This window comes from Haloarchaeobius pelagicus (genome assembly GCF_051207375.1).
Classification (GTDB): domain Archaea; phylum Halobacteriota; class Halobacteria; order Halobacteriales; family Natrialbaceae; genus Haloarchaeobius.
Map to the genome: position 1 here is coordinate 1,375,862 of NZ_JBPJZD010000001.1, position 23,608 is coordinate 1,399,469.

Annotated in this window: 19 protein-coding genes and 1 tRNA gene; 12 read left to right on the plus strand and 8 right to left on the minus strand. The window is 65.0% G+C overall.

The annotated features are described in order from the left end of the window. Nucleotides 1-144: 144 nt before the first annotated feature. Genes ACSC1S_RS07220 through ACSC1S_RS07230 form a run of 3 tightly spaced genes read right to left on the minus strand, consistent with a single transcriptional unit; the run spans nt 145 to nt 3,062 of the window. Complete coding sequence (locus ACSC1S_RS07220; protein ID WP_435363750.1) at nt 145-1,767, minus strand: GMC family oxidoreductase; 1,623 nt, start codon at nt 1,765-1,767, stop codon at nt 145-147. Continuing rightward, nucleotides 1,764-2,297, minus strand: coding sequence for a gluconate 2-dehydrogenase subunit 3 family protein (locus tag ACSC1S_RS07225; protein ID WP_435363751.1), 534 nt, complete (start codon nt 2,295-2,297; stop codon nt 1,764-1,766). Before ACSC1S_RS07225 ends, ACSC1S_RS07220 begins: the two co-directional genes overlap by 4 nt. 27 nt (nt 2,298-2,324) lie before the next feature. Further along, nucleotides 2,325-3,062, minus strand: coding sequence for a fumarylacetoacetate hydrolase family protein (locus tag ACSC1S_RS07230; RefSeq protein ID WP_435363752.1), 738 nt, complete (start codon nt 3,060-3,062; stop codon nt 2,325-2,327). Between the two features lie 125 nt (nt 3,063-3,187). Here ACSC1S_RS07230 and ACSC1S_RS07235 point away from each other — a divergent pair, with 125 nt between their 5' ends. Next, the gene (locus tag ACSC1S_RS07235; RefSeq protein WP_435363753.1) at nt 3,188-3,649 is read left to right on the plus strand and encodes a DUF3592 domain-containing protein; all 462 of its coding nucleotides are present in this window, start codon (nt 3,188-3,190) and stop codon (nt 3,647-3,649) included. A 77-nt stretch (nt 3,650-3,726) separates the two neighbouring features. Then, nucleotides 3,727-3,801: transfer RNA gene (locus tag ACSC1S_RS07240), tRNA-Glu, on the plus strand. A gap of 136 nt (nt 3,802-3,937) precedes the next feature. On the opposite strand, the gene ACSC1S_RS07245 is transcribed toward ACSC1S_RS07240, so the two are convergent. Further along, a complete protein-coding gene (locus ACSC1S_RS07245; protein WP_435363754.1) occupies nt 3,938-4,339 on the minus strand; it encodes a hypothetical protein in 402 nt (133 codons plus the stop codon). 149 nt (nt 4,340-4,488) lie between these two features. Here ACSC1S_RS07245 and ACSC1S_RS07250 point away from each other — a divergent pair, with 149 nt between their 5' ends. Both ACSC1S_RS07250 and ACSC1S_RS07255 read left to right on the plus strand, forming a co-directional pair. After that, nucleotides 4,489-6,018, plus strand: coding sequence for a uracil-xanthine permease family protein (locus ACSC1S_RS07250; RefSeq protein ID WP_435363755.1), 1,530 nt, complete (start codon nt 4,489-4,491; stop codon nt 6,016-6,018). A gap of 94 nt (nt 6,019-6,112) precedes the next feature. Further along, on the plus strand, nt 6,113-6,643 hold the full coding sequence (locus ACSC1S_RS07255) for a 50S ribosomal protein L16 (protein ID WP_435316885.1): 531 nt from the start codon (nt 6,113-6,115) through the stop codon (nt 6,641-6,643). Here the strand turns inward: ACSC1S_RS07255 and ACSC1S_RS07260 are convergent. Further along, nucleotides 6,633-7,277 (minus strand): DUF7344 domain-containing protein, encoded by a 645-nt coding sequence (locus ACSC1S_RS07260; protein WP_435363756.1) that lies wholly within the window; start codon nt 7,275-7,277, stop codon nt 6,633-6,635. The genes ACSC1S_RS07255 and ACSC1S_RS07260 overlap by 11 nt on opposite strands. A 246-nt stretch (nt 7,278-7,523) precedes the next feature. Between ACSC1S_RS07260 and ACSC1S_RS07265 the strand changes: the two genes are divergently transcribed. After that, nucleotides 7,524-8,366 (plus strand): DUF8054 domain-containing protein, encoded by an 843-nt coding sequence (locus ACSC1S_RS07265; protein ID WP_435363757.1) that lies wholly within the window; start codon nt 7,524-7,526, stop codon nt 8,364-8,366. 718 nt (nt 8,367-9,084) lie between these two features. Here the strand turns inward: ACSC1S_RS07265 and ACSC1S_RS07270 are convergent. Further along, on the minus strand, nt 9,085-9,621 hold the full coding sequence (locus ACSC1S_RS07270) for a DUF7344 domain-containing protein (RefSeq protein ID WP_435318198.1): 537 nt from the start codon (nt 9,619-9,621) through the stop codon (nt 9,085-9,087). A 478-nt stretch (nt 9,622-10,099) separates the two neighbouring features. Between ACSC1S_RS07270 and ACSC1S_RS07275 the strand changes: the two genes are divergently transcribed. The 5 genes from ACSC1S_RS07275 (at nt 10,100) to ACSC1S_RS07295 (ending at nt 17,365) form a co-directional block, all read left to right on the plus strand. Beyond that, nucleotides 10,100-11,737 carry a hypothetical protein gene (locus ACSC1S_RS07275; RefSeq protein WP_435363758.1) on the plus strand — a complete coding sequence of 546 codons (1,638 nt, stop codon included), beginning with the start codon at nt 10,100-10,102 and terminating at the stop codon, nt 11,735-11,737. A 176-nt stretch (nt 11,738-11,913) separates the two neighbouring features. Further along, a complete protein-coding gene (locus ACSC1S_RS07280) occupies nt 11,914-13,179 on the plus strand; it encodes a hypothetical protein (protein ID WP_435318200.1) in 1,266 nt (421 codons plus the stop codon). A 672-nt stretch (nt 13,180-13,851) separates the two neighbouring features. Beyond that, nucleotides 13,852-15,081, plus strand: a complete 1,230-nt coding sequence (locus tag ACSC1S_RS07285; protein ID WP_435363759.1) for a hypothetical protein — start codon at nt 13,852-13,854, stop codon at nt 15,079-15,081. Between the two features lie 141 nt (nt 15,082-15,222). After that, nucleotides 15,223-16,248, plus strand: coding sequence for a signal peptidase I (locus ACSC1S_RS07290; protein WP_435363760.1), 1,026 nt, complete (start codon nt 15,223-15,225; stop codon nt 16,246-16,248). Next, entirely contained in the window at nt 16,241-17,365 is a 1,125-nt protein-coding gene (locus ACSC1S_RS07295) for a hypothetical protein (RefSeq protein ID WP_435363761.1), read from the plus strand. Before ACSC1S_RS07290 ends, ACSC1S_RS07295 begins: the two co-directional genes overlap by 8 nt. Before the next feature lie 218 nt (nt 17,366-17,583). Here the strand turns inward: ACSC1S_RS07295 and ACSC1S_RS07300 are convergent, their stop codons facing one another. Continuing rightward, nucleotides 17,584-19,701: a histidine kinase N-terminal 7TM domain-containing protein gene (locus ACSC1S_RS07300; protein ID WP_435363762.1), complete on the minus strand. Its 2,118-nt coding sequence runs from the start codon at nt 19,699-19,701 to the stop codon at nt 17,584-17,586. A 165-nt stretch (nt 19,702-19,866) separates the two neighbouring features. Here ACSC1S_RS07300 and sucC point away from each other — a divergent pair, with 165 nt between their 5' ends. Together sucC and sucD are read left to right on the plus strand one after the other, a co-directional pair. Next, nucleotides 19,867-21,018: an ADP-forming succinate--CoA ligase subunit beta gene (sucC, locus tag ACSC1S_RS07305; protein ID WP_435363763.1), complete on the plus strand. Its 1,152-nt coding sequence runs from the start codon at nt 19,867-19,869 to the stop codon at nt 21,016-21,018. After that, entirely contained in the window at nt 21,018-21,887 is an 870-nt protein-coding gene (sucD, locus tag ACSC1S_RS07310) for a succinate--CoA ligase subunit alpha (RefSeq protein WP_435318206.1), read from the plus strand. The genes sucC and sucD overlap by 1 nt, the downstream gene beginning before the upstream one ends. A 55-nt stretch (nt 21,888-21,942) precedes the next feature. On the opposite strand, the gene ACSC1S_RS07315 is transcribed toward sucD, so the two are convergent. Beyond that, nucleotides 21,943-23,565, minus strand: coding sequence for a hypothetical protein (locus tag ACSC1S_RS07315; protein WP_435363764.1), 1,623 nt, complete (start codon nt 23,563-23,565; stop codon nt 21,943-21,945). Nucleotides 23,566-23,608: the final 43 nt, after the last annotated feature.

A 23,608-nucleotide genomic window follows, 5' to 3' on the forward strand; every position in this document is an offset into this window, starting at 1 on the left:
ATGGATACAATATAAACTGAAGCCGATTCTCGAAGGCCGAGAATATAGTCTTAATAATTACATGGGAATAAGTCACATAGGTTTGCCAAAAATTGGCAGACCGTCGGCGAGAGGAGACGCGTCCTGACCAGCTGGCGACGGGCCTCAGAGTACCTCGCCGAGCCGGTCGGCGACCCGCAGTGAGAGCGCCGCGATGGTCAGCGTCGGATTCAGTGCCCCACCGGTGACGAACACCGAGGAGGAAGCGACCCAACAGTTGTCGAGGTCGTGGGTGCGACATGCCGGGTCGACCACGCTCTCTGTGGGGTTTTCGCCCATCCGAGTCGTGCCCATGTGGTGGAACGCTGGCCCGGTGGTATCGGGACCGACGACCCATCCGACGTCGGCACCGAGTTCGTCCATGATGGCGAGCTGGCGTTCGTTCGCGGCCTCGATGGTCCGCCGGGTCCGGTCGTCGATGGACCAGTGAATCTCGGGGACAGGATTGCCGTGATCGTCCGTCACGTCTGGATTCAGCTCGACACGATTGGACTTCTGGGGCGTCTGGGCGCACAGGCCCGTGACCTCCAGATAGTTCCCGTAGGACTCACGGATGTGGTCCAGGAGCGCGTCACCCCAGGGCGCTTCGGGGCCGGACGTGAGTGCTTCGCCCACCGGCGAGGGACCGGCGTAGTTGATGAATTCGAGCTTGAACGGCCCGCGTTCCGCGCCCCCGTCGTCGTAGAACTGGTGGCTCTCGGTCGTGATGAAGCCGACGTGGTTCTGTCGGGTCTCCTGGTCGATGGTCCCGCCGACGCGGGCCGCGAGGTGGTCCATGAAGTACTTCCCCACCAGCCCGGAAGAGTTCGCGAGGCCGTCGGGGTACTGCTCGGAGCGCGAGAGCAGGAGGAGCCGGGGAATCTCGATGCCACCTGCCGCGAGCACGAACTGTCGGGCCTCCTGGCGATGTTCCTCGCCATCGGGAGTCGCGTACACCGCCGCCTCGATGGTGTCGCCGCTCCGGTCGTGCTCCAGGCGCTGGACCGGGGCGCGGTCGACGACCCTGGCACCCGCTTCCTCGGCTCGCGCGACGTGGACCGTCGCGTCGTACTTCGCCCCCGATGGACAGACGGGTTTGCAGGTGCCGTAGCCCTGGCACGGGACTCGGCCGTCGTAGGCCTCGGAGTTCCGGGCGTTCGGGGACGAGTGGGTCGAGATGCCGAGTTCCTCGCACGCCTCCGCGAAGATAGAGTCCGAGTAGGAGGGCTTGAACGCGGGCATCGGATAGGGCTCTTCGCGCGGGGGCGCGAACGGGTTGTCGTCTGCACCGGAGACCCCGAGTTCGGCTTCTGCTGCCGCGTAGTACTCCTGGAGGTCGTCGTAGCCGATGGGCCAGTCGGCGGTCACGCCGTCGCGGCTTCGGCGCTCGAAGTCAGCCTCGTGAAGCCGGTACACCATCCCCTGCCAGTGCAATGACGTCCCGCCGACCCCTTTCACCCGTGCCGCATTGAGGGGGTAGTACATCTCGCCTTCGCTGGTGAAGGCGTCGCGCTCACCGCCCATGTCCCAGACCGACAGCGGACCGTGAGCCGGGCGGATTCGGCGCTCCATGCGTTCCAGCCGGTCGGTGGGGTCGAATCTGGGGCCGGCGTCGAGGACGACGACGTCGTAGCCCGCCGTGGCGAGTTCGGACGCGACGAGCGCGCCCGCTGGCCCGGCCCCGACGATACACACGTCTGCCCGCGGCGAGGGAGTACGGTCCAGGCCGTCGGTCTCCTGCCGGCTCATTCCGGCCCCCGCTGGTAGCTCTCGGTCCCGCCGGGGTGTCCGATAGGGTTCTCGGTCCCGGCCAGTTCGCCACCCGTCGGCGACGTGTAGAAGGCGTAGAGCAGTTCGTTCACGACGAAGTAGCGGACCTGTGCCGCGGTCGACCCACCCGGGTCCGGGTCGATGGCGTCGACGCCCACCTCGCGGAGGAGACTGTCCCGAGTCTCCTGGTCGAGGGTCGTGTACGGGCCGTCGTACCAGCTTCTGGCCAGCTCGTCGAGGGCCGACAGTGCCTCGGCGACCCCGGTTCGGTAGTCGGGACGGCCGGTCGTCCGCCCCGCGACGTAGGTCCGCACGAACGACTCGACGTTCTCGGCCTCGCTCGGATAGACGACTTCGGCGACGGCGACGAGCGTCTCGACATCCACCTCGGCGTCGACCGTCTCCTCGGCCTCGCGGAGGTCGCTCTGGGAGAGTGCGGCCGCCCCCGAGCCGACGACGACCCCGCCGGAGGCCAGGGCCGCGAGCGCGTCGCGCCGTGTCAGTTCCATTCGGCCCAGATTAGGCCAACCTAAACCTTAAGCGCTGGGAATCTCCACCGTATGCTCGAGGCGGCCGACACCCTCCACCTCGACGACGACCTCGTCGCCGTCTTCGAGCTTCCCGACGCCTTCCGGCGTTCCGGTCGCGATGACGTCGCCGGGTTCGAGCGTCATGTACCGCGTTATCTCCGCGATGAGCTCCGGGACCGAGAATATCATCTGGTCACGAGTGCCGTCCTGGCGGCGCTCGCCGTTGCAGTACGACCGAACGGCGGCATCCTCGGGCACGTCCTCGGCGGGAGCGATGACCGGGCCGACCGGTGCGGCACCATCGAACGCCTTCCCGCGGACCCAGTTGGTCTCCTCGCGCTGGTCGTCGCGGTTCGAGAGGTCGTTCACGCAGGTGAACCCGCGGACCACGTCCATCGCGTCCGCCTCCTCGACGTGTCGGCACTGTTCGTCGATGACGACGCCGAGTTCGGCCTCGAAATCTAACCGGTCCTTCCCCGCCGGTAGGGTGACCGTAGAACCGTGCGACGAAAGCGCGTTCGGTGGTTTCAGGAACAGGAGCGGTCGGTCCGGCACGTCGTTGTCCATCTCGGCCGCGTGGTCGGCGTAGTTCCGCCCGATACAGACGATCTTGGTCGGCTCGCAGGGCGGGAGGATCTCCACGTCGTCCTGTGCGTACTCGCGGCCGCCGAATCGGACGGTCCCGTCGTCCCACTCGCCGGTCCTGACTGCGCCTGCCGGGTCGCGAAAGCGTACCTGCTTCATGTTCGGGGTTGTCACGCCGGTCCGGGTTAAAGTTTGCAGTGGTGCCAATCCACACCAGCAAGCCGGGTGTCCGGCGCTTCCCGGCCCGGGGCTTTTCCACCCCTGGCCCCTCTCTCCACGTAGGGATGATAGAGGTCCTACTCGGGTTCCCGTTCGCGCTGGTCGGCCTCTGGCTCGCGTACGCCGGCGTCCAGGAGTACCGCTCCCAGCGCGCGATGCTGGCGGGCCGGAAACGCGTGCCGGCACAGGTGATGGGGGCGACCGTGGAAGAACGCCAGCACGACGGGGGCGGCACCTACTTCGTGCCCGTCGTCAGCTACCGGTACGAACTCGACGGTGAGACCTACGAATCCGACCGTGTGCTGCCGCCCGAGGCCCGGACGGGCTACCCGTACTCGGACCCCGCCTGGGACGTCGTGAGCAGGTACGAGGACGAGACGACCGTCGCAGCCTACGTCGACCCGGCTGCTCCGTCCGTGGCCTTCCTCGAACCCGACGGGATGCGACGGCCGCTCCTGTTCGCGGGATTCGGGGTTGCGCTCACCGTTCTGACCGGGTTGTACGCGATTGCGCTCGCGCTCGCATGAGAGAGATTCACCCACCAGCGCCGGAACAAAAGGACGGATTTATACTTACCCACCCCATCGTCTCGGATGCGGAGCACGCTCGGTTGGTGTAGTCCGGCCAATCATTTCGGCCTTTCGAGCCGATGACCGGGGTTCAAATCCCCGACCGAGCATTTTCCCTGAACCAATCCGCGAGCGACAGCGAGCGGTTGGTGATTCGTGAACGCGCAGGAAGTGGGATTTGAACAGCGAGCGTAGCGAACGCAGTGAGCGGAGAGAGTGAGTTCAAATCCCCGACCGAGCAGCGTCTCAGGTGTCCGCTACCGTCGCATCACCAGCGACTCGCTCCAGCATCGCCCCGACGAACAGGCCGACGACGAGGCCACCACCCGCACCACCGACGAGCCCGAGTGCCATGTCACTGGAGAGCGACCAGGCGGTGAGGAGACCGGTGATTGCACCGATGCCGAGGCCGACGGCGACACCGACGACGACACTGTTCACGGACCAGTCTTCGCGACGGTACGCGTCGAGGAGCGCTCCCGTGATGATGCCGATGAGGGCACCGCCGCCGGCACCGAAGCTCATCCCGGTCGACACCTCCGCGTTCGCCAGGCTGGTGATGAGGATGCCGACGAAGGCACCGAATCCGACGCCGAGCCCGATACCGGCACCGGCGGAAGGGACGGGTCTGGAGGACTGTAGCTTCATGCTGGACTAGACGCGTTCCGAGAACGTCAACCAGGCTGATGATTCTCTCTGTGCGAGAAGGGTGGTCTGAGAGGGATGGGGGCCAGTCCTGCGGGGGCGAATCAGCACAATTATGCTGGCCGATATGGAGCGATGCACGAGGGCCAACCATGACAAGTCAGGGCGCAGACGACGCTGAAACCGCCGAGACCGATGGTGGGAGCAGTTTCGTCGAGTACGGTATCGAGGACGAACCGCCGCTGTCCACGTCGGTACTGCTGGGGGTCCAGCACTACCTGACGATGGTCGGCGCGAACATCGCGGTCCCGCTGATTCTCGCAGGGGCGATGGGGATGCCCGCGGACGTGACGGCGAAGTTCGTGGGGACGTTCTTCGTGGTCTCCGGCATCGCGACGATGGCGCAGACGACGTTCGGGAACCGGTACCCCATCGTGCAGGGAGCACCGTTCTCGATGCTCGCGCCGGCGCTGGCCATCGTGGCGACCGCACCTGCCTTACCGGGCAGCGCGCCGTGGGAGAGCAAGTTGCTGTTCCTGCAGGGCGCGATTATCGCGGCGGCGACGACCGAGGTGTTCATCGGGTACCTGGGCATCGTGGGGCGGCTTCGCCGGCTGCTGTCGCCGGTGGTCGTCGCGCCGACCATCGCGCTCATCGGGCTGTCGCTGTTCAGCGTCCCGCAGATAACCTCGGCGACCCAGAACTGGTGGCTGCTCGGGCTGACCGTCGGGCTGGTCGTCCTGTTCTCGCAGTACCTCAGTGACGGGCACCGGGTGTTCCAGCTGTTCCCGGTGCTGCTCGCCATCGTCATCGCGTGGGTCGTCGCGGCCGCACTCAGCGTCGCGGGCGTGTACACGTCGGGGACGCCGGGGTACGTCGACCTCGCCGCGGTGACCGACGTGTCGCTGGTCTTCGCCATCTACCCGCTCCAGTGGGGGATGCCGCAGTTCGAGGCCGCGTTCGCCATCGGGATGTTCGCGGGCGTGCTGGCATCTATCATCGAGAGCTTCGGTGACTACCACGCCGTCGCCCGGCTGACGGGGACCGGCGCACCGAGCGAGTCCCGCATCAACCACGGCATCGGGATGGAGGGCCTGATGAACGTCTTCGCAGGCATCATGGGTGCGGGCGGGTCGACCTCCTACTCCGAGAACATCGGAGCCATCGGACTCACCGGCGTGGCCTCCCGCCGCGTCGTCCAGGTCGGAGCCGCCGTGATGCTCGTCGTCGGGTTCTTCGGGCCGTTCGGCCAGCTCGTCGCGACCATCCCGAACCCCATCGTGGGCGGGCTGTTCCTCGCGATGTTCGGGCAGATCGTCGCGGTCGGCATCTCGAACCTGAAGTACGTCGACCTCGACTCCTCGCGCAACGTGTTCGTCATCGGCATCGCCCTGTTCAGCGGGCTGTCGATTCCGAGCTACATGGGCAACGTCGGCGGTGTGTCGGTGCTGAAGGAGGGGCTCGCCGGCATCGCCGTCCTCGGCCCGGTCCTGGGTAGCGACCCCGTCGCGAACACCCTGTTCGTCATCGGCGGCACCGGGATGGCCGTCGGTGGGCTCATCGCGCTGGTGCTGGACAACACGATTCCCGGCACCGCCAAGGAACGCGGTGTCGAGGCCTGGGAGGACATCACCGAGGACGAGAGCGACTTCTCGCCGATCTGGTCCAGCGCCGACGACTGAACTCGGCCAGTTCCTCCCGTTCGATGCCCCCCACGTGCCGACTTCGAATGAACAGGTTTATTCGCGCCGTGACAGTGAGTTTTCCGTACTGACCATGTCGGACAAACCTGCCTCGATGTACCGGGAGATTTCCAAGCCCGCGTACACCCGACGCGAGTACATCACGGGAATCCCTGGCTCGAAGATCGCACAGCACAAGATGGGCGACACGGCGTCCGAGCCCGACGACTGGCCGGTCCAGATCAGCCTCGTCCTCGAGGAGGAGTGCCAGATCCGCCACGGCTCGATGGAGGCATCGCGCCTGTCGGCGAACCGCCACCTCATCAAGGAACTCGGCGAGGGCAACTACTACATGATCCTGCGGAAGTTCCCGCACCACGTCCTGCGCGAGAACAAGCAGGCGACCGGCGCAGGGGCAGACCGTGTTTCCGACGGGATGCGCCAGGCGTTCGGGAAGGTCGTCGGGACCGCCGCCCGCATCCCGCGTGGCGAGCGTCTCTTTACGTGCTGGTGTACGGTCGAGCAGGCACCCGTCGTCAAGGACGCGTTCCGCCGTGCCTACAACAAGATCTCGCCGCCGTGCCGCGTCGTCGTCGAGCGCGGTGAAGAGAAGCTCATCGCGTAAATTCGTCGTCGTCGTTGACGAACGGCCGCCGTTCACGGGCGTCGAGACGCTTTTTGCGCGACGACCACAGGTGGATGACAGCCGTGCTCGCAAGAACGAGAGTGAACAGCCCAGCGTACGCCAGGCCAGGCAGGCTGGCGAACGGAGCGATACCGACCCACGCGAGGCCGGCCAGGAAACCGAACACTGCAGCGAGCCCGAGGTAGAACTCGCTCCAGTGGAGTTCGTCCTCGGGCACGACCTCGAGGTAGACGTCGAACGCGGAGAGGTCGGCCGAGGGCTCGACCGTGCCGCGTGATTTGTCGTACGAGATGATCTCGTGTTTCTGCATCATCGGCAGGTGGGTCTGGACCAGCGACGTGTACACCCGTTTTCGCTGTTTGTAGTCCAGTTCGGACTCGTCGATACCACATTCCTTGGCGGCGACGTAACTGGTGAGTTCACGGACCGTGAGTTGCTCGCGTTCGTCGAGCGCCTGGAGGACCAGCCGACGGCGCTGATTGCTCAGCGTGTGGAATACGGTGTCCCGGGTGAGCTGGACACCGGTGTTCCCGTCATCTGCGGACTGCGCCACCGCTGTAGATGGACCCCCGTCCCCCGGCTCCGCGACGACCAGTTCCGTCGATGGAGACATGTGTTTCACTAGTAGTTAACAACGCCGTGAGTAGTCTTAATCTTTCGCTTGAGGGACTCTGGTGGCGAGAATCATATAGTTCGCTCTCGTTCGGTTTTCCGAACTAAGTGTATCTAAACTGGTGGAAAACACACACTGCTCTCCAACGAGGTGGGACGTGAATGCGGGTAATGGTGTCATACCTATACTCTGTTGGAGTGTAATTATCGAGAGAGTGGTCCGTTTCGTGGCCACCGGGGAGACAGCATGCAACAATCAGGCGCATCTACAGCAGGGGGGACGATACTGAACAGGCTACGCAAGCCGGAGTACACCGGGGAGAATCGCTGCATTCCGTGTACCGCGACCAATCTGGCGATAGCCGCAGTACTGACTGCCGGGGCGTTCGTACTCTGGGCACCGGCTGCCCTCGGTGTCGCGGCCGTCTCACTCGCGATGATCTACTTCCGTGGATACCTGGTCCCCGGGACGCCGGAGTTGACGAAACGCTACTTCCCGGACTGGCTGCTCCGGGTGTTCGACAAGGAGGCGAAGCCGCAGTTCGACGGTGGCACGTTCGACATCGAATCGTCGCTCATGGAGGCTGGCGTCCTCGTCGAGACGCCCGACGGTGTCGACGTCGAGCTGACGCCAACGTTCGCCGCCGCGTGGGGCGAGCGGATGTCCCTGGTCGCGGCCCGCGACGCCGATATCCACGAGTTAGCGGCCCTGCTGGGCGTCGAGGAGGATCGCCTCGCCATCACCGAACACGGTCGCGACTCCTTCATCGCCTGGGTCGACGGCGACTGGCTCGCACAGTGGGAGTCCCGTGCCGCGTTCATCGCCGACATGGCCGCCGCGAAGGAACTGGAGGCGCGATACGAGAGCTGGCACGACCTGCCGATGATGCTCCGCTCGGAACTCCTCGGTGGCCTCCGGCTGTTCGTCGAAGAGTGCCCGACCTGTGGTGGCCCCGTCGACTTCGGTCAGCAGGTCGTCCAGTCGTGTTGCCGGTCCTACGACGTCATCGCCGCATCGTGCCAGGAGTGCGGGGCCCGCCTGTTCGAGACCGAGTTCGACGTGGACGCGCTCGAACCGGACCAGGCGTAGGCGAGGACCTTCCCGGGCGACTGTCGGCCGTCCTTCTTTTCTGTTCGGTCCGTGACCGATGTGACGACAGCCCACCGAGCGATGCGAGCGGTTGGGTCGTCCCTGCCCGCTGCACCGCTTCCCGGCGATCTGGGTGACGGGGGAGGCTTGCTGTGTCTGGACTCCCGACGCGCTGGTGTGTTGGCGTCGACTGCTCCCTCGGCAGGCAGTAGCTTGTGTTGTTGAGTCGGGTTCCGACACTAGGAGGGCAGTCCGCTGCACAGGCTCGTCGGGAGGATTCGCTCCGGGAGTGGGTCCCAGGCCAGCCGCCCAGGCCAGCCGTCGCGCCCCAGCGAGAGGCTCGTGTTGCCTGCGCTGGCATGGGGTGGGCGCGCGGCAGCGCGTGCGAGCATCTCCTGTCTCACCCAGCAGTGGAGCGTTGTCAGGGCCCGCCGTGCTGGCGCGACCCGAACCACTCCGACATGGCCACTTGCCTCCGAGATGGCCACTGCGGAGAGCACCTGTGCAGGGAGTGGCTACTCTCGAGACGATCTGCGCAGGAAGGGTCGAACGGGCATCGGAGGAGCCTCGGTCGGACAGATATGAACGAGAACCAGAGGGCCACTTCTCGGGGAGCTTGAGCCCGCCCAACCGGGCGTTCGAGGGTGGTATGCTCGAGCCGTTCCTCTCGGGAGGACTCGATTCGACGTGATAGAAGCAGAACGCGCTGGTACAGGAGTCAGCCGAAGAACTGTCGCCGGAGCGAACCCCGGAACTTCCACAGCTGGACCGCGGTCGAGGCCGCGAACATCGCGAGGAACCCGCTGGCGACCAGGCTCGGGTGGAGCTGTTCGACGACGGGAACACCACTCAGCGAGGCGACGACGGCACAGAGGCCGACGACGCCGAGACCGCGGTAGTACTCACCCCAGGTGATGCCGTGACCGGTGGTCACGTCCATGTACTGGGCGACCTCGCGTGCACCCTCGTCGAGCGTAATGAGCTTGCGGTTGCAGTCGTATTCGAGGACGCCCAGCTCGTCGAGTTTCGGCAGGTGCGTCTGATGGAGCGAGATGTAGACCGTCTCGCGGATATTCCGTGGTGCGGGCGTCTCACCCGATTCGATAGCGGCGATGAGCTCTGAGAGGTCTCGTAACGTGATAGAGCCCGTCGAGCGGTTCAGGACCCGAAGCGTCTCGCGCCGGCGCGAGTTGCTGAGGATCTGGTGGATATCGCACTCCTGTAGTCGATTTCGTCGTGTCGTAACTGGAAACATACTTCCCCCACTGAGCGCTTCCGGGCCCCATGGTCCCGGCTAGCAAGTGCGCTATCTGAGTATAGTGTCTGTTATATACTTAGATATGGATTTGATACCACATCTAAGTGATACATTCGGGGTTTTGAGGCTAAAAATCGAGAGAAGGAGCCAACTGTAGGTTGGTACTACGGCATTCTAACCGGTGATATCCCTGAGGTAACCCCGTACTCGCAAACACGATTGGTTGCTTCGATGTCCATGAAGCCAATCATAAGTAAGTTGGTACCATCCCAAGATTAGCTCGACCCGATTCCGAACCGGACCTCCGGGGGGAGGCGGGCACACGCAACAGCGATACCAACAACCAACAACCATGACAGAAAAACAATCGATGAAACTGTCCCGGCGCCAAGTACTTGCCGGGCTCGGAACGATCGGGGTCGCGTCCGCGGGCGCAGGCCTCGGCACCACTGCATTCTACAGTGACCGTGAATCCGTGGAAGGATGGTTCGAAGCCGGTCGCGTGGACCTGCTCCTCGACTACCGCACCACGTACATGCCGTGGGAGCGCTACGACCTCCAGATGATTCCGGAGGACGAGCGCCCGCCAGTGGTCCCCGGGACCGATGGAATGGTGTACCAACTGGAGTCCGTCCCGGACTTCGGTGAGGTACTGACCCACGACGAATGGGGCGAGGCAGTCCGACAGATCGACGCCTGTGCAACACCGAAGGGCGAACTCGCTGCACAGCTCATCGACGGTCCCGAGGTTGGGATGTTCGTCGACCTCGACGACATCAAGCCGCTCGACCGTGGTGAGACCACGTTCTCGCTGCACCTCTGTGGCAACCCGTCCTACCTGAAGATCCGCGCAACCGGTGACTCACGCGATGAGTCCGAGGGGCCGCGCTTCGAGGAGGACTTCCGCGAGGGCGTCGACACCCCCACCGAACCCGAACTCGAGTTCGGTGACATCGTCGACGACGCCATGGGTGAACTGCAGGACTTCATGCACGTCTGCTTCTGGTACGACCCCAACTGTAACAACGTTCGGGACCAGGAGCCCCAGACGGTCTGTGTCCAACTCGCACTGGACAACAGTGACTCGATGGACCAGGAGTACGTCCCGGGTGGAGAAGCCGACCCGACCAAGCTCGCCACCACGAAGGACGGTGCACTCGCACTCATCGACGCACTCGAGGACGAGGTCGACCCGGACGACGAGGACCTCGACCCGAAGCAAGTCGGTGTCACGCTGTTCAACGGTGACGGAGAGGAGAATCCCGTCATCAACCCGGACAGCATCGACCCCACGATGGACGCAGCCGCGCTCCGGGAACTGATCAATGAGGACTACAACGGTGACCAGGCCGACGCCGATGGCACCGTTGCAGCAGGTATCACCGACGCCGCTGACCGCGTCGAGGACTGTGCTGACTACAACGTCGTCGTCGCCGTCTCGAACGGTATCGAGAACATCGAAGGCGCGCGCGATGCCGCTGACGAAGCACTCGGCCGCGACGGTGTCGACGAGGTCATCATGGTGCTCATCCAGCCCGGTGACGCGACCCTGACCGAGTTCGAGGACTTCGATGGTCAGGTTTTCGAGGTTCTCACGCCCGAGGACATGGCAGACGCCTGGCTGGACATCGTCCAGCAGATCCTCGCTGCCCAGGTCGTCGCCGGTGAAGAGGTCTGCCTGTACGAGGGCCCGCTCTCGGGCTTCCTCGACATCATCGACGACGATGCAGTCATCCTCCCGCCCGGAACCGGTGAGGAGGCCGAATGCACGCTCGGTGAGGCAACCAACACCGCGGGTAACTGCTGGAAGGAGGGCGTGCACTGTTTCGCCCTCGAGTGGTACCTCCCGTGCAAGGCAGAGAGCACCGAACGCGATCCCGGCTACGTGGACCTTGGTGTCTGCGGCGAAGAGTTCGACAACATGGCCGAGTTCCTCATCGACCGGTTCGAACTGGCAGGACCGGAAGAGCTCGACGGACTCATCAACATCACCCAGACCGACACGGTCCACTTCGGTCTCGAGTTCACCGCCGAACAGTGCCGCCACAACACCGTTCCGGAAGATGACGAAAACGGCACCACTGAGCCTGCCGTAGCGGAAGAAACGGCCTGATCGAGAACAGCGTCGCCGGACGAACCTGACCCAACTGTGGGTCCAGTTCGGTCCGTCTGTCCCGCCCATCTAAACCGACCCACGAAGGAAACCCGTGGCTGGAACGGCCGGTCACACGGTGGTTCGATTCCACCGGTGGGTCCTCGCCTCAGTGAGAGGCATCTACGACACATATCATGCAATCACGACGCTCACAACTCACACGTCGGAAGGTCCTGGCCGGGCTTGGGACCATCGGGGTGGCGAGTGCAGGAGCTGGACTCGGAACCACGGCATTCTACAGCGACAGGGAATCACTCGAGGGCTGGTTCGAGGCCGGACGTGTCGACAACGTCCTGAGCTTCCGCTCCATCTACGAGGCCTGGGAACGGTACGACCTGCACGACGTCCCCCTGGCGGAACGACCACCGATCATCCCCGGAGGGAACGACATGCAGTTCCTTCTGGCAGAGGCACCGGCCTTCGTCGATGCGGCCGGCGAACCGCTTTCATCAGCCTTCTGGCGTGACGACGTTCGAACCATCGAGGCCTGTGACCTGTCGGACCCGACCGACCTCGGCATCAGTCTCGCGGGCGGAGGCTTCGACGTGCTGAACGCATTCGGTGTCGACCTCGAACCGGACGACCTGTACCTGCCAGGGCTGGTCAACGGGGAGACTGGTATCTTCCTCGAACTCACCGACGTAAAGCCGAAAGACCTCGGCGCACTTCAGTTTGACATTCACGTCTGTGGGAACCCGTCGCTCGCGTTCCTCTCACTCGCGGTCGACGAGTTCACGCAACAGGCCGTCGACGAGAACGTCGAGAACGGCGTCCTCGAATCGGAGGAAGAGGCCGGTGAGACGCTCGATGCGAACTTCGAGACCGCTGGCTTCGACATCCTCACCAACGAGGAACTCGCCGGTGAACTCGGCCCGTACCTGTACGTCGTCCTGTTGAAGACGGACGGGCTCTACCAGTCCTTCGACGTGGTGTTCGACAAGGTCGTCGCTGCCGCCGACGGGATGGACGACGACGTACTGTACGCCGGGTCGCTGACAGGGCTGGTCGAGACGCTGGTGAACGGCGCAGGCGTCCAGCTGGAACCCTCAGGGGGTGCCGTCACCACCGAGGAGCTTTGCTTCAACCTCGGGGTCCACAGCTACCAGCTGAGTTGGTTCCTCGCGTGTGCCGAGACCGACCCGGAAAGCCTCGGGTTCGAGGACCTCCTGCTGGTGAACCGCTTCACCGAGGGGGTCTTCCAGATCGAGGACGGGACGGTCGACATCGACGATAACGACGCTGACGGGGAGTTGACGCTCAACGACGAGCTCCGACAGCGTGGTTTCTACCAGGCTGGCGACATCAACACCGGCGTCACCGTCGACGTGAACGTCACCCAGACCGACGAGGTTCGTGTCGGCTTCCAGTTCACGCTGGAGCAGTGCCGGGCCAACCTGTGACCGGTCGGACCCCTCGTTCGATGACGGCAACCGGTACCTAGATGCGGCCGACGCGGCTATCGATGTTAGTGTGTGTCAGCGATGAACGCTGCTGGTGACGTTTTCTGCGACGTGTTTTCGTGAGACACCGAGATTCGACTCCGTCTTCGGGGTGCAGTTTCTTGTTATTAGTTTGCCAATTAGTAGAACCCAGGAGGTGAGGCAACCTCGTTGCCCCCCCGCTCGAGGGTCTATCGTGGTTGCTGACCGTTTCAATCTATGTTTTTGATAGTTCTGCTGAAACCCCGGGGGACGGCCCCCTTGGCCGGGATTAACGACCGATTCGGTTCGAATTGTCCACTCCAATCGGCCGATTCCCAGTGGTCGTAACCGGGTTACCGCACAGTAGCTTCAGCATACCTAATGTATCAAGAAACATATGGTCGAGTGTCAGAGGAGTCGCGTGACTTTCCGGCGAGCGACGCCGGGCACCGACTGATGGCACATCGCCACACCACTGGGGGAATCAGACATGACTCGAATAGGGGACGGACGTAACCGGGCAACACGTGACGACGTCGGCGTATCCGCCGGGTCGTCTCACGTAAGGACCGCGCACACACGCGGGACCACCATGTCCTGGCCGCGTCCGATGCACGACGTGAGACGGACGATGACTCGAGAGGTGACCGCGTGACTGGTCGACGGCACGTCAGCCGCCGACAGCTGCTGTACACGCTAGGTGGCGTCGGTGCCATCACTGCGGCCGCAGGTGCGAGTGGAACGACCGCTCGCCTCCTCGATGGAGAGGGACTCGGTGGCTGGCTCACTACCGGTGGGCTCGACCTCGACATCTGCTGGCGGGACGGCCCCGTCCAATCAGTCGAGCCGACCGACTCGACGGAGTCGACCGACAGCGTAACCGGCCAGGCCGCCACGCCGGGCATCTGTCCCGGGTTCGTGAACGGGACGGTCATCGACATCGACCTTCCCGATCTCGACGCCGAGAATCGGACCGGGTCAGGCAGTGCCTGTGTCCGCCTGCCGGACACTAGGAAGAACAATCCGGCCTGGCTCTGGTTCCGGACGAGCTGTCCGGAGAGACCGTGTACCGACGTCGGTGACTACTCGCTTGCTAACCTGTACCGCGAGCTCCACGTGCGAGTGTTCTACGACGTCGACCAGAACGGGCGCGCAGCTGCGGGGGAGACCAGGACGATCTACGAGGGGACCCTCTGTGAGGTCCTGTCCGAGCTCCACAAAGGCGTGCTGCTCGACAGCAGCTGGAGCACGACCGGCGCGGACGAGGTCGAGTACTTCTCGCCCGGACAGGAGGTCTGCATCGGTTTCGAGTGGGAACTCACCGGCGACATCTGCACCGAGGGCGGTTCGAACGCCCAGTTCAGCCTTGAGTTCTACGGTGAACAGGCACGGCACAACATGGCCATGGAATCGCCGTGGGACGACGAGTGCACCGTCAACTGTGACGAGGTGTGCCAGGAGTGCGTTCAGGGCAAGGGCATCAGCTTCGTCTCGTTCTGCGTCGAAGACGGTGAACCGCTCCGGGACGGCGACGTCTGTTTCGGCGTCACCGGGACGAACACCGAGGGCGAGCCGACCAGGATTGCCTGGCATCTCACGGACGAGGCACAGGACCGGGGTGTCGACGGTGTCGACTACACGGTCCTCAAGACCGGGAACGGACCGATGCCCACCGACTTCGCCATCGAGAACTTCCCGGGAGGGACCGAGGGCTACGCGACCATCCACGACGGGTACCCCGGGACGGAGGACCAGCTGCCCCAGAGCCCGTGCAAGGACGGTGACACCGGCATCAAGTACGACTACGAGCCGGGGTTCGACAGCCCGAACGACCCCTGTGTCCCGGACGACTGGGAGTTCTCCGAGACCCAGGACAGCTGAACGGACGAACAGCCGACCGACCGCAACCGACACGGACCCGCGTGGTACGAGGCCATCAGGGCGGTTCGAGACCGCCCGCGGGCGTCCCTTCGGGGAGAGTATTCCAGGGCGTCAGTCGACGCCTGGGGGAAGGGAGTTCACATGACACGAAAGGATTCAACCGACCGGCGATGGCTCATAGGGGGGTCGCTACGGACGGCGATTAACGTCGTCGCGATACTGCTACTCCTGGTAGTAGTCATCCCGTTTATCATCTACGCCGTTCCGCAGGTCGCCGGGGGCGACCAGAGCTACGTGGTACTGACGGGGAGCATGGAGCCTGCAATCAACACCGGCGACGTCGTCGTCGTGACGCGCGTCGACCCGACCACCATCGAGGTCGGCGACGTCATCATCTACGAACGGGCGAACATGAACGTCCCGACGACCCACCGGGTCGTCGAGCGGACCACCACGGAGACCGGCGACCTCGCGTTCGTCACGAAAGGTGACGCCAACGAGGACCCGGACAGCGGGCTAGTGACGACGGAAACCATCATCGGAAAGATATCACTGACCCTCCCGAAGGTCGGCTACGTCATCCAGTTCGTCAACTCGAAGACCGGGTTCCTCGCGCTTGTGTTGATCCCGTTCGGGCTGCTCATCCTGAGCGAGCTCTGGTCGCTGATCAGCGGCGGTATCCTCAAGACGGGCTCCCAGAGCGGGAAGGACGCAACCGAGGCGAGTGCCGTCGCAGCGGCAGAGACCGAAACGGACGCGAGTGCTGGCACTGACCACGAGACGGTCGGTGAAGGTGTCGTATCGACTGCCACAGCATCCGCCGGCGCGGAGGAAGACAGCTTCACGTTCACCCGTGACGAGCTTCGCATCGCGCTCGGTGTCACTGCACTCCTCGTGTTGTACTCCGGCCTCATCCTCTGGCTGGTGTACAGCCGGGCACTCGGCTTCCAGCTGTTCCTCACGGTCACCATGATGGGCTTCGTCGCGTCCATCGGGCTGCTCGTGCTGCTCGGGAACTTCTGGCGACAGTGGCCCGAGGCGACGGAGGAAGCACGCTCGGTCACCGACGGCGGTGTGACGATGGCGGACGAGAGACGGGCCGTCGTGACTGCACCGGTCAAGTCGCCCGAGGACTCCTCCTCCGTCGGCGGAGACAGCGATGACTGACCTGAAGCGGACGTTGGTCGTCCTGGTCGCCCTCGGTCTGCTCGGCGCCACCATCGGTGGGAGCGGCGGCGCTGCCGCGTTCTACAGCGATACCGAAGGGGCGGACCTGTCGATATTCGGTGCACAGACCGTCTCGGACGTCGAGGCGACCACGGTCGAGGTAACCGGCTTCCAGGCCGAGACCCTGCGCGGCCACGTGTACGCCGCCGACTACGGGAGCGACGTCATCTACGCCGAGATCGTTCGCGCCGCGGACGGGACCGTGACGATGACGTTCACCCGCGAGAAGCCCGACCCGGCCCGCATATACATCGAGGCCTCGCGTCTCGCCGACGTGCTCGGCGTCTCGGTCGCCACCCTCACCGATGCCGACGTGACCCTCGATGGGGCACGCATCGAGAGCTCCGTCTACGAGGCGAAGACCACCAGCCAGGCAAAGAAGTCGGGCGACAGCGGCGAGTACCTCACGTTCGTCATCGGTTCGTTCTCGACCAGAACGGTCGAGATAACCGCGGCGGAGCCCGCGGCGGAGACCGGTGACAACGTGACCGATGGTGACAATGTGACCGTCGGCGACAACGGCACTGTCGAGGATAACTCGACCGTCGGCGACAACGGCACTGTCGAGGATAACTCGACCGTCGGCGACAACTCGACCGTCGGTGACAACTCGACCGTCGGTGACAACTCGACCACCGGCGACAACTCGACCACCGGCGACAACAGCACCGTCGGTGACAACTCGACCACCGGCGACAACAGCACCGTCGGTGACAACTCGACCACCGGCGACAACTCGACCACCGGCGACAACAGTACCGTCGGCGATAACTCGACCACCGGTGACAACAGCACCGTCGGCGATAACTCGACCACCGGCGACAACAGCACCGTGGTCGACTCCGGCAGCGATGACAACACCACCAGCAAGAACGAAACGACCAGTACGACCAGTACGAGTACCGGAGAGGGGTCGGTGGACGACACGGAGTCGTCCGACGGCACTGGAACCGACACGACAACGTCGGTGAACACAGACAGCGCGATAGCCGAGGTGTCGTCAGGAACCAAGAGCGTCCTGAGTGAGGAGCCGACGAGCGATGGAGCGCCCACCTGAACGTCGCGATCCCGGCGACCCTCGTCGCAGTCGGTCGTGGACGCCAGCCCTACTCTCCCTGCTGCTGGCGGTGCCAGGTTCGATGTCGAGGGGTGGGACCGGAGCGCCGAGGCGTCGTCTCCGGCGACTCCTCGGGCTCAGAGCGAACGCCCCGAAGCGAAACGCGTTGCTCTTGCTGGTCTATCTGGTAGTCGGCCTGTACCTCGTTGGCCTGCTCCTCAGTCTCCTGTAAGAACTTCGAACCGGGCTCCCGAGGGGACCAGTTCGACATCGACGTCATCTCCGTCGGTACCACCGTCGGTGCTCTCGGGTCGTGCGTTACTCCCGTTCGATGCATCCGCGAGACGGATCTCCCAGTCGTGACCTTCGACGATGCGCTTGACGATGGCGAGGCCGAGGCCGGTCCCGGACTGTGACCCCGTCACGCCCGGCTCGAACAGCTCGTCTCGGACCGCGGTGTCGATTCCGGGGCCATCGTCGGCGACGGCGAAGCCAGCCTCGTCCGGCAGGTCCTCGACCACGACTGTCAGGTTCCCTTCGTCACTGTGTTCGATAGAGTTGCGGAACAGGTTCTCGAAGACCCGCACCAGCAAACTCCGGTCTGCGGGAACGGTGCTGTCGGTCCGGGTCACCAGCGACGCGTCCGCCGTGTCGACGTTGCTCCAGGCGTCGCGAGCAACGTGAGCTAGTTCGACCGGCTGGCGCTCGTCGATCTCGGTTCCGTCGCGGGCCAGCGCGAGCACGTCATCGATTATGCGTTCCATCCGGTCGTGGCTCTCCGCCACCTCGTCGACGTACTGGTCGGCTTCGCCGTCGACGAGCTCGTCGAGCAGTTCGACGTAGCCCTGGGCGACGTTGAGCGGGTTGCGAAGGTCGTGGCTCACGACCGAGGCGAACTGGTCGAGTCGTTCGTTCGTCTCCGCGAGCTCCCGTTCTCGGCGCTTTCGCTCCGTGATGTCCCGGGAGTTGATGACGACACCTTCGACCGCAGGGTCGTCCAGCAAGTTCCGGCTGAGGGCCTCGTAGGTACGCCACTCGCCGTCGGTGTGGCGCACCCGGTACTCGGTTCTGGCGGTGTACTCGTCCTCGTTGAGGCCCGCCTCGAAGACCGCCGCGAGTTCCTCGCGGTCCGCCGGATGCACGTAGGAGAGTGCGTCCGCGCCCGTCATCGAATCGGGGTCGTAGCCGAGGAGCTGTTCAGTCGAGGGGCTCTGGTACTCGATGACCCCGTCTTCGTTCACCACGGTCACGAGGTCCGAGGAGTTCTCGATGAGCGTCTTGAACCGTCGCTCGGTACTGCGACGGTCGGTGATGTCGCGCAGCACCACCAGCGAACTCCCGGTCTCCGCACCGAGTGGCGAAACCGACATGTCGACGTATCGGCGGTCGTGGTCGTCGCCGATGACGAGTTCGGTCCTGTCGTCGCCGGCGTCGGTGCCACCGTCGCGGAGGTCCGCGAGGAGCCCGGCTGCCGCCGGGAGGACCGAGTCGATTCGGTCACCGACCAGGGACGAATCGCGCAGTAGTCGGGTCGCCGCGGGGTTCGTATCGACGATGCGGCCCTGGTCGTCGACGACGAGGTAGCCGTCGCGCATGTTCTCGATGACGGACTCGCGGGCGACCGGGACGACGTCGAGCAGCCGGTAGCGGGCGATGGCCATCCAGAAGGCGACCCCCGAGACCGCGAACAGGGCGGACGTGAGGTTCACGTTCTCCGGACCCACACCGACGACGAACGCGACGTTCGAGACGATGGGGACGACCGAGCCGACCGCCAGCAACGCGGCCTGCCCGCGGTAGACCCCCTGTTTACGACGGGCCCAGTCGATCAGGAGTGCCGAGCCGACCAGAATGATGGCGTAGGAGTAGAACGCGTGGAGGTAGAACAGCGGCCCGAGTTCGCGGGTGAGAAGCGGGAACGGGTCGGTAGTCACACCGGTGTCGTACCAGAGGAGGTGGTTGGTCACCCTGGTCGAGACCGTGGCGAGCACGAGCAGCGGTTCGACTGCGAGTACGAGGTACACCCGCGGTCGGAACCAGCGATCCTTGCCAGTGTACGAGAGTGCGAACAGCAACCAGAGGCTCGGTACGACGGCGGCCCCGTAGTTCGCGGCCGTCAGCCAGAACAGCTTCGCACCCTCGGTCGTCGATGAGAGCTGGAGCGCGTAGGTGCCGGCCCAGACCGCGGCACACGCCATGAAGACGGCGAACAGCAAGAGGGTCCGTCGGTGGTCGGCGCGCTCCTTCGCCACCAGCCCGCCGTAAAGCGAGAGCGTCACGAGGACGGCCGTCGCGATGACGAGCAAACTTACGTACGCAAGCTGCTCCGGGGGCATCGCCTGCACAGCCTGACGGCTCGTCTCACCGGAAAGAGGCACTGTCGTCAGAAGGGTCGTGAGGGATGGGCTTAACTCCCGCGGCCAACCCGTACACCCCCGGGGCGGCAAAAGAACGACCGAATCGGCGGGATTTAAGCGGCCACAGGGCGGGGTTCCGAACGCATGAAACTTCACGAGTACCAGGCGAAGCAGGTCTTCGCCGACGCCGGTATTCCGACGCCGGATTCGACGCTCGCAGACAGCGTCGAGGACGTCGTCGAGGCGGCCGAGGAGATCGGTTATCCGGTCGCTATCAAGGCGCAGGTACAGGTGGGAGGTCGAGGTAAGGCGGGCGGCATCAAGCTCGCCGAGGACGAAGACGAAGCACGCGAAGCCGCGGAGTCCATCCTCGGGATGGACCTCAAGGGCTTCCACGTCGACAGCGTCCTGGTCGAGGAGGCCGTCGACTTCGTCAACGAACTGTACGTCGGTGTCACGATGGACCGCGGCGAGGGCAAGCCGGTCGCCATGGTCTCGACGAAAGGTGGCGTCGACATCGAGCAGGTGGCCGAGGAGGACCCCGACGCCATCGTTCGCGAACACGTCGACCCCTCCTTCGGGATGCACCCGTACCAGGCCCGCAAGGCCGTCTACGACGCGGGTGTCGAACGCGACGTCGCCATGGACGTGGCGTCCGTGCTCCGCACACTGTACACGCTCTGGGACGACAAGGACGGCGCTGACGCCGAGATCAACCCGCTCATGATCACGTCCGACCGCGAGGTCATCGCGGCCGACGCCGTCATGAACATCGACGAGGACGCGCTGTTCCGCCAGCCTGAACTCTCCAAGATGGAAGAGGAGGCCGCCGCGGGCGGCGACGAACTCGAGCGCAAAGCCGACGAGTACGGCTTCGACTACGTCCGTCTCGACGGCAACGTCGGCATCATCGGGAACGGTGCCGGCCTCGTCATGACGACGCTCGACCTCGTCGACTACTACGGCGGCAAGCCCGCCAACTTCCTGGACATCGGTGGTGGCGCGAAGGCCGAGCGCGTGACGCACGCACTCGACATGGTGTTCTCCGACGAGAACGTCGACGCCGTCGTGTTCAACATCTTCGGTGGTATCACCCGTGGTGACGAGGTCGCCAAGGGTATCAACGAGGCGCTGGAGCAGTTCGACGAGATTCCGAAGCCGGTCGTCGTTCGCCTCGCGGGGACGAACGCCAAGGAGGGCATGGAGATTCTGAACAAGGAACTCGTGACCGTCGAAGCGACGCTGGAGGACGCGGTCCAGCGTACGGTCCAGTTCGCAGAAGAGGTGAACGAATAATGAGTGTACTCGTCGACGACGACAGCAGGGTTATCGTACAGGGCATCACCGGTGGGGAAGGCAAGTTCCACACCGAGCAGATGATGGACTACGGGACGAACGTGGTCGCCGGTGCCGTCCCCGGCAAGGGTGGCGAAGAGGTCAACGGCGTCCCCGTCTACGACACCGTCCAGAAGGCAGCCGAGGAGCACGACGCCGACACGTCCGTCATCTTCGTGCCGCCGGCGTTCGCCGCGGACGCCATCTTCGAGGCGCTCGACGCGCCCATCGACCTCGCGGTCGCTATCACGGAAGGCATCCCGACCCAGGACATGGCGAAGGTCAACAAGCGCCTCTCCGAGGTCGACACGCGACTCGTCGGCCCGAACTGTCCCGGCCTCATCACGCCGGGCGAGGCCAAGCTGGGCATCCTCCCGGGCAACATCTTCGAGGCCGGCAACGTCGGGCTCGTCTCTCGCTCCGGGACCCTCACCTACCAGGTCGTCTCCAACCTGACCGAGCGCGGTATCGGCCAGACCACCGCCATCGGTATCGGCGGCGACCCCATCATCGGGACGGACTTCATCGACGCCCTCGAACTGTTCGAGAACGACCCCGACACCGAGGCCATCGTCATGTGCGGTGAGATCGGTGGCGAGGACGAGGAGGAGGCCGCGGCCTACATCGACGAACACGTCGATACGCCGGTCGCCGGCTTCATCGCGGGCCGCACCGCCCCGCCGGGCAAGCGCATGGGCCACGCTGGTGCCATCGTCTCCGGCTCCGGGACGGGGACCGCCCAGTCCAAGATCGACGCCCTCAACGACGCGGGCGTCCCGGTCGGCGACACCCCCGAGGAGGTCGCGGACCACATCGAGAGCTTCCTGTAAGCTCGCCGCTCTTTCCGTTCATTTCTTCGCGTCGCAGAACTCGAGGAGCCGTGGCTCAGAAGAGGCCGCGGAGCCACGCCGAGAACCGACCGAGGAGACCCGGGCTCGACTCGTTCGTCCCCTCGTCGCCTGGTTCCGCGTCGCTCAGGCCCGAGGGCGGGTCGCCCGCCCCCGTGCCCTCCGGCTCCATCGCCGGCCCGCCGAGGCTCCCCGCGAGGGGGCCGTCGGTGTTGGTCTCGCCGCCGAGGTCCGGTTCCTCGAAGTCGCCGATGTCGAGGTCCACGTCCGAGATGGACGGGCTGTCCGCCGGCTCGGAATCCGGGTCGGGTGTTCCCTCGGGGTCGCCCGGCGTGTCGGTGACAGCGTCGACGGCAGCAGTCTCGGCGCGATTCGCAGCCGGTGCACTGGCGGGAGCATCGGTGCTGTCGCCGGATTCGGGAGCGTTGCTGGACTCGGTCGCCTTGGCTCCTTCAGACACCTCGACTGCCTCGGATTCCGCTGGTTCGTCCTCGACGACGTCCGCCGCCGCGACCTCGTCAGTCTCGCCAGCATCGTCGTCCTCATCCGGTTTCTTCGTCGGGCCGACCGAGGCCGCGGCCGCGGCCAGGTCGGCGACGCGTTTCTCGGTGTCCGGGTCAGGGCCCGTCTTGCTCGCTGATTCCTCGGCCGAGGGCGAGCCGTCGTCGGCCGCTGTGGCCGACGCGCCGTCGATTTCGTCGTCTGCTTCTTCCTCCGCTTCCTCGTCGAACACCTCGTCGACGCTGCCGGACACCACGGTCGTCCGGGGCGTCCCGCCGACGAGCCGGTCGCCCGAACCGTCCATGCCGCCCGTGCTACCGGCCTCGCTCCCGTCGTTCGTACTGAGGGTGTGGGAAGACGGCTCTGCCGTCCCATCGTCTTCGATGGCCTCGAACACGTCGTCGACGCTCTCGCCGACGGCGGTGGTCGGCTCGGCTGCCGAATCCGACTCCTCGTCCAGCGGCCGAGCGGAGCGGTGGACGCGTGGACCGGTCCCGAACGATTCCGCGAAGGCGTCGCCCGCGAGGCCGGCGAGTTCGCCCTCGCGGTCCCCTTCGGCCACCGGCTCCGCGAAGTCCGCGGGCTGGTCGGCGGCGAGGAGCGGCCGGCGGAACACCCGGATTCGGTCGCCGTAGCGCTCGCGCAGGGCCGCCAGGTCGTCGTCCAGCAGGAGCACGAAGCGCCAGCGGCCGTCCTTCTCGGTCAACAGCACGAACGACAGGCCGTCGAGCAGTGACTCGACCGCGTCGACCAGCGCCGGGTAGTTCCGCGTCACGAGCGGATGGTCGGGGTAGCTGAACGTGCTGGACCGCGAGTCGCCCTCGGGGTCGGTCACCGTGAGTTCGAGCGGGTCGGCGTCCTCGACGGAGAGGTTCCAGTCGGCGCGCTCCAGCACCGCCGTGAGCGAGGTGCGGTGGTCGTCTGTCTCCCGGTCGGCGTCGATTCCCCGGCGGGACGCGGCGAGCGCGTCGTGGGTGTGCTGGTACAGGGCCTGTTCTGACGCGTCGTCCAGGGTCTCGTCGAGGCGGTCGGTGAGCTCCTCGGCCGCGGTGTCGTCGTCGAGCCCGTGACGTGTGCAGATGTCGGCGTCATCGAGGCCGAATCCACGGAGCACGTCGACGTACTCACGCAGTCGGTCACTCCGGTCGCGGTCGGTCATCGATTGGTTAGCTATCACGGGGGGCGGATATTAACTGTTGGCA

Bases quoted from the DNA above. Each gene is read 5' to 3' on its own strand.
- ACSC1S_RS07220 (WP_435363750.1), bottom strand. From the start codon at position 1,767: ATGAGCCGGCAGGAGACCGACGGCCTGGACCGTACTCCCTCGCCGCGG.
- ACSC1S_RS07225 (WP_435363751.1), bottom strand. From the start codon at position 2,297: ATGGAACTGACACGGCGCGACGCGCTCGCGGCCCTGGCCTCCGGCGGG.
- ACSC1S_RS07230 (WP_435363752.1), bottom strand. From the start codon at position 3,062: ATGAAGCAGGTACGCTTTCGCGACCCGGCAGGCGCAGTCAGGACCGGC.
- ACSC1S_RS07235 (WP_435363753.1), top strand. From the start codon at position 3,188: ATGATAGAGGTCCTACTCGGGTTCCCGTTCGCGCTGGTCGGCCTCTGG.
- ACSC1S_RS07245 (WP_435363754.1), bottom strand. From the start codon at position 4,339: ATGAAGCTACAGTCCTCCAGACCCGTCCCTTCCGCCGGTGCCGGTATC.
- ACSC1S_RS07250 (WP_435363755.1), top strand. From the start codon at position 4,489: ATGACAAGTCAGGGCGCAGACGACGCTGAAACCGCCGAGACCGATGGT.
- ACSC1S_RS07255 (WP_435316885.1), top strand. From the start codon at position 6,113: ATGTCGGACAAACCTGCCTCGATGTACCGGGAGATTTCCAAGCCCGCG.
- ACSC1S_RS07260 (WP_435363756.1), bottom strand. From the start codon at position 7,277: ATGTCTCCATCGACGGAACTGGTCGTCGCGGAGCCGGGGGACGGGGGT.
- ACSC1S_RS07265 (WP_435363757.1), top strand. From the start codon at position 7,524: ATGCAACAATCAGGCGCATCTACAGCAGGGGGGACGATACTGAACAGG.
- ACSC1S_RS07270 (WP_435318198.1), bottom strand. From the start codon at position 9,621: ATGTTTCCAGTTACGACACGACGAAATCGACTACAGGAGTGCGATATC.
- ACSC1S_RS07280 (WP_435318200.1), top strand. From the start codon at position 11,914: ATGCAATCACGACGCTCACAACTCACACGTCGGAAGGTCCTGGCCGGG.
- ACSC1S_RS07290 (WP_435363760.1), top strand. From the start codon at position 15,223: ATGACACGAAAGGATTCAACCGACCGGCGATGGCTCATAGGGGGGTCG.
- ACSC1S_RS07295 (WP_435363761.1), top strand. From the start codon at position 16,241: ATGACTGACCTGAAGCGGACGTTGGTCGTCCTGGTCGCCCTCGGTCTG.
- ACSC1S_RS07300 (WP_435363762.1), bottom strand. From the start codon at position 19,701: ATGCCCCCGGAGCAGCTTGCGTACGTAAGTTTGCTCGTCATCGCGACG.
- sucC (WP_435363763.1), top strand. From the start codon at position 19,867: ATGAAACTTCACGAGTACCAGGCGAAGCAGGTCTTCGCCGACGCCGGT.
- sucD (WP_435318206.1), top strand. From the start codon at position 21,018: ATGAGTGTACTCGTCGACGACGACAGCAGGGTTATCGTACAGGGCATC.
- ACSC1S_RS07315 (WP_435363764.1), bottom strand. From the start codon at position 23,565: ATGACCGACCGCGACCGGAGTGACCGACTGCGTGAGTACGTCGACGTG.